The sequence below is a fragment of the Streptomyces sp. NPDC058955 genome (genome assembly GCF_042741435.1).
Classification (GTDB): Bacteria; Actinomycetota; Actinomycetes; order Streptomycetales; family Streptomycetaceae; genus Streptomyces.
Genome location: NZ_JBHYKM010000103.1, coordinates 1 through 4,968, shown reverse-complemented (window position 1 = coordinate 4,968; position 4,968 = coordinate 1). Strand labels below are relative to the sequence as shown.

The 4,968-nt window shown below is 72.5% G+C and carries 4 protein-coding genes; 1 reads left to right on the top strand and 3 read right to left on the bottom strand.

The window, feature by feature from the left end:
• Positions 1 to 123 precede the first annotated feature (123 nt).
• The 3 genes from ACFW1I_RS29830 to ACFW1I_RS29820 all read right to left on the bottom strand — a co-directional run bounded on the left by ACFW1I_RS29830 (position 124) and on the right by ACFW1I_RS29820 (position 3,457).
• Positions 124 to 1,476, bottom strand: a complete 1,353-nt coding sequence (locus ACFW1I_RS29830) for a DUF2637 domain-containing protein (RefSeq protein WP_384675726.1) — start codon at positions 1,474 to 1,476, stop codon at positions 124 to 126.
• Between the two features lie 172 nt (positions 1,477 to 1,648).
• Positions 1,649 to 2,386 (bottom strand): DUF3558 domain-containing protein, encoded by a 738-nt coding sequence (locus tag ACFW1I_RS29825; protein ID WP_384675724.1) that lies wholly within the window; start codon positions 2,384 to 2,386, stop codon positions 1,649 to 1,651.
• 123 nt (positions 2,387 to 2,509) lie between these two features.
• Positions 2,510 to 3,457, bottom strand: a complete 948-nt coding sequence (locus ACFW1I_RS29820; protein WP_384675722.1) for a DUF3558 domain-containing protein — start codon at positions 3,455 to 3,457, stop codon at positions 2,510 to 2,512.
• 174 nt (positions 3,458 to 3,631) lie between these two features.
• On the opposite strand from ACFW1I_RS29820, the gene ACFW1I_RS29815 reads away from it, so the two are divergent.
• Positions 3,632 to 4,825 carry an RtcB family protein gene (locus ACFW1I_RS29815; RefSeq protein WP_384675720.1) on the top strand — a complete coding sequence of 398 codons (1,194 nt, stop codon included), beginning with the start codon at positions 3,632 to 3,634 and terminating at the stop codon, positions 4,823 to 4,825.
• The last annotated feature ends 143 nt before the right edge of the window (positions 4,826 to 4,968 follow it).

Genomic DNA, 4,968 nt, shown 5'->3' with positions numbered 1-4,968 from the left:
CGCCCACCCGCCCGCCGCCGCCCGCCGGCGGCCCCGGTCGGCCGGCGCCACCCCCCGGTGGTACCCGCCGCGCCCCCCCCCCCGGCGGCCCCGCCCCTTCGGCGTGTGCGGGGTGCGGGCGGGTCAGGAGGGGTCGTACTCCTGCATCTCCTCGCGGACGCGCTCCTGCACCTCCGGGGTGACCAGCTGGAGCAGGTCGGACTGGGGCTCCGGGAGCTGCTGGAAGCCGTACGCCTCCGCCACCAGCTGATCCAGCTCGAACGGGGTCGGGAAGCGCTCGTGCTCCTGCACGAAGCCGTACGTCAGCTTGTAGGCGATCTCCCGGAACTCCTCCATCTGCGGGTCGGGCGGCTGGAGCGGGTCGGGCTGCTGCAGCACCCCGAACAGCTCCGGACGCGCCGCCTCGGGCTCCGGCGCCGAGGCGTCTCCGGGGACGCCCTCGGGAGCGTTCTCCTGGACCTGCTCCGCGGCCTGGTCCGCTGTCTGGTCCGCCGCCTGCGCGGTGTACGAGCCCCCGTACCCCTCCGGGGTGACCTGCGGGGTGTCGAACCAGGGGCTCTCGTGGTTCGGGTGCGCGGGCTCCTGGGCCTGCGGATGCGCCTGCGGATGCATCTGCTGGGGTGCCGGGGCCGGGCCCTGCTGCGGCTGCTGTGCCGGGGCGGGTCCGGCCGTCGGGAGCTCCTGGAGGACCTGCGCCGGCGCCTGGACCATGGCCAGTGGCTGCGGCTGCGGCTGCGGGGCCTGCGCCGGGATCTGGGCCTGAGCCGGGTTCGGCGGCAGAAGGACCGGGTCGATGCCCGCCGCCGCCAGGCCCGCCGGGGCCGTCTCGGCGAGCGGGACGCCGTACCGGGCGAGCCGCAGCGGCATCAGCGCCTCCACCGGCGCCTTGCGGCGCCAGCCGCGCCCGAACCGGGCCTGGAGCCGGGCCTGGTAGATCAGCCGCTCCTGCTCCAGCTTGATCACCTGGTCGTACGAGCGCAGCTCCCACAGCTTCATCCGCCGCCACAGCCGGAACGTCGGCACCGGCGACAGCAGCCAGCGGGTCAGCCGCACGCCCTCCATGTGCTTGTCCGCGGTGATGTCGGCGATCCGGCCGACCGCGTGCCGCGCCGCCTCGACCGCCACCACGAACAGCACCGGGATGACCGCGTGCATGCCCACGCCCAGCGGGTCGGGCCACGCCGCCGCGCCGTTGAACGCGATCGTCGCCGCCGTCAGGATCCACGCCGTCTGCCGGAGCAGCGGGAACGGGATCCGCAGCCACGTCAGCAGCAGGTCCAGTGCGAGCAGCACACAGATGCCCGCGTCGATGCCGATCGGGAAGAAGTACGAGAACGTACCGAAGCCCTTGTGCACGGCAAGCTCGCGCACGGCCGCGTACGAACCCGCGAAACCGATCCCCGCGATGATCACCGCGCCGCCGATGACGAGCCCGATGAGTATGCGGTGTGTGCGTGTCAGCTCCATCGCGGCCACCCGCGATCCCCTCCCGTGATTCGACGTCTCGCGGGCCCCAGGGTGGCACACATGAGCGAAGCCCGAACCCCTGGGGAGGGACGGGCTCCGCTCGGACACGCCTGTCTGTGTTGATTTGTGTCACTACCCGTGCGGCCGAAGGGGGTTGACCGGCCCGGCCGCGGGGGTAGGACTACTTGTTGGCCGTGGCCACCGCGGCGACCGCTTCCTTCGCCGCCTTCGTCGCACCCGCGACGATCTTCTTCGCGTCCGGCGTCGGCGCGCCCGCGTACCCGGCGCCGTTGTACGACAGCAGCACCAGCACGTTGCCCGTGCGCGCCACGACCGACGCGTACACGAAGTCCTCGCCGGTCTTCTTCACGGTGTACGTCACCGTCTTCGCCTCGTCGCCGATGCCGGACGTCGTGGTGGTGCTCATCTTCTTCGCACCCGTGGTGGCCTGGATCTTGCCGAGCTCCTTGGCGAAGTTCTCCTGCGCCCGGGCCTGGCCGCTGCCCAGCGACACCTCGGAGTCGTAGCGGTAGAACGACACGTCGAGCCAGCGGTACTGCGAGCCCTTGACGCCCTTGTCCTCCAGGCCGTTCCAGGAGCAGCCGCCGCGGTGCGACAGGTCGGTGGAGGCCGCCGCCGTCCCCTTCTCGTTCTTCGCCTTCGGCACCAGTGAGGACGCCGTCTTCGCCGCGATCGCCTTGCACGCCGGCGGCAGCTCCGCGAACTTCGCCGGCTCGACCGTCGGCGTCGGAGAGGGGGTCGCCGACGCGGTCGCGGTCGCCTTCCCCTGCGCCGCGCCGGTGTCACCGGACCCACTGCCGCCGCTTCCCGAGTCCGAGGAGCAGCCGGCGACGACGAGCATCACGGGGACGGCTGCGGCGGCGAGAATGCGGGTGAGTCGCGGAGCTGATCGCTGCATGGTTCCTTCAGTCGCTTGTCGTACGGCCGGCGCCGGTCGGCGGCCCTGGCGGCCCTGGGTACGCCGACACGTTACGTGGTCCCCCCGCCGCCCGGGGGGTCGCGCAGGGGACCGGACGGTCGGCTACTCCTCCAGCCGGTCGGCCAGCAGCCGGGCCAGGTTCTGGGCCCTGTCCTGCAGTTCCTTGCTGTCCGGGGCCGCCGCCACCCCGGTCGTGCGCTGTCGGTACTCGACCGTCACGATCACGTTCGATGTGCGGAAGACCACGCTCACGACCCGCTGGTGGCCGTTCCCGCCGGCCTTGCCGAGCGTGTCGTCCACGAACGCGATGTCGCCGAGCCCGCCCAGCGTGCGGGACTCCAGACCCGTCGTCGCCGGGGCGGTGGGGGTGCCCGCGGCGGGGGGCGTGGCGCCGGAGGACGGGGAGCCCGTGGGGGCGGTGGCGGGACCGGTGGGTCCGGCGGGGTCGGTGGATCCCGTGGGGCCGGTGGGGCCGGTGGGGGTGCCGGTCGGTGACGCCGTCGCGGGCGGGGTCGCGGTCGCCGTGGCGGTGGTGGGCGTGGCGGCGGTGGGGGTGGGCGTGGGCGTCACCGGTACGGCGATCCCGGCCGCGAGCTGCTTGCGGGTGTAGACCTCCTGGGCCCGGGCGGCGTCGCTCACCGTCGGGTCGTACGAGACCACCCGCTCGACGTCGAGCACCAGCCGGTGGGCGCCGCCGTCCTCGGTGTCCGCGTTCCAGGTGCAGCCGACGCGCCGGTCCGTGTCGTACGTGACGGCCGTGGTGCCGCGGAGGACCTTGGCCCGCTCGGCGTCGGTCAGGGCCGCGGTCCCGGGCAGCAGCTCGCGCAGGGTGGCCTGGGGGACGGCGCCGCACGGCTCGAACAGGGTGCGGTAGCGGCCGGGCGGCGCGACGGGCGCGGCGGCGGCGCCGGCCTTCGCGTCGAGGGTGACGTCCTCGGCGGGGTCCGCGGCCGAGCAGCCGGTCAGCGCGCCGAGCGTGACGGCGAGACCGGCGCCGAGGCCGAGGAGGGTGGCGGGGGCGCGGCCGGGTGAGAACCTCTTTCGCTGCACCGTCCCAGGCTCCCTTCTCCCGAAGTCTTTCCCGAAAACCCTTTGCCGCCCCCTGAAGGCGGATGGACACAATGTCTATCGCACGCGCAGCCGTTGATGCCGGTCCGCCGTCACCTGTACGGGCTTTGGCTCCGGTTTTTGCGTTATCGGACTTTTCGGGGGAATCGAGGAAGTATGTCGTACGTAGAGGTACCGGGTGCGCAGGTGCCCATCCGGATGTGGGCCGATCCTTCCACGGTGGAGGGCGGCGCGATGCAGCAGCTGCGGAATGTGGCGACGCTGCCGTGGATCAAGGGCCTCGCGGTCATGCCCGACGTGCATTACGGCAAGGGTGCGACGGTCGGCTCGGTGATCGCGATGAAGGACGCCGTCTGTCCGGCGGCCGTCGGCGTGGACATCGGCTGCGGCATGTCCGCGGTGAAGACCTCCCTGACCGCGAACGACCTTCCGGCCGACCTCTCCCGCCTCCGCTCGAAGATCGAGCAGGCGATCCCGGTGGGCCGGGGCATGCACCGCGCGGAGGTCGACCCGAAGCGGCTGTTCGGGTTCCCGACCTCGGGCTGGGACGACTTCTGGTCGCGGTTCGACGGCGTCGCGGACGCGGTGAAGTTCCGGCGGGACCGGGCCGCGCTGCAGATGGGCACGCTCGGGGCCGGCAACCACTTCGTGGAGCTGTGCGTCGACACGTCCGGCGCGGTGTGGCTGATGCTGCACTCGGGCTCCCGGAACATCGGCAAGGAGCTCGCCGAGCATCACATCGGCGTGGCGCAGAAGCTGCCGCACAACCAGGGGATCATCGACCGCGACCTGGCGGTCTTCGTGGCGGAGACGCCGCAGATGGCGGCGTACCGGCACGACCTCTTCTGGGCGCAGGAGTACGCGAAGTACAACCGCGCGATCATGATGGCGCTCTTCCAGGAGACCGTCCGGAGGGAGTTCCGGAAGGCGAAGGTGACCTTCGACCCGGTGATCTCCTGCCACCACAACTACGTGGCGGAGGAGCGGTACGAGGGCATGGACCTGCTCGTGACCCGTAAGGGCGCGATCCGGGCCGGTTCCGGGGAGTTCGGGATCATCCCGGGCTCGATGGGCACCGGTTCGTACATCGTGAAGGGGCTGGGGAACGCGGCGTCGTTCAACTCGGCCTCGCACGGCGCGGGCCGGAAGATGAGCCGGAGCGCGGCGAAGCGGCGCTTCTCGACGCGGGACCTGGAGGAGCAGACGCGGGGTGTGGAGTGCCGCAAGGACTCCGGCGTCGTGGACGAGATCCCGGGCGCGTACAAGCCGATCGAGAAGGTCATCGAGCAGCAGACGGACCTCGTGGAGGTCGTCGCCAAGCTCAAGCAGGTCATCTGCGTGAAGGGCTGAAGGGCGGAAGGGCGGAAGGGCGGAAGGGCTGCAGACCTGGAGGGGCGGGCGGGGGCGGCCCCCCCCCGCCCCCCCCCCCCCCCCCCACCGACACCACCCCCCCCCACACCACCCCCCGTCGGGAGTGTGGGTGTGGCGGGCGC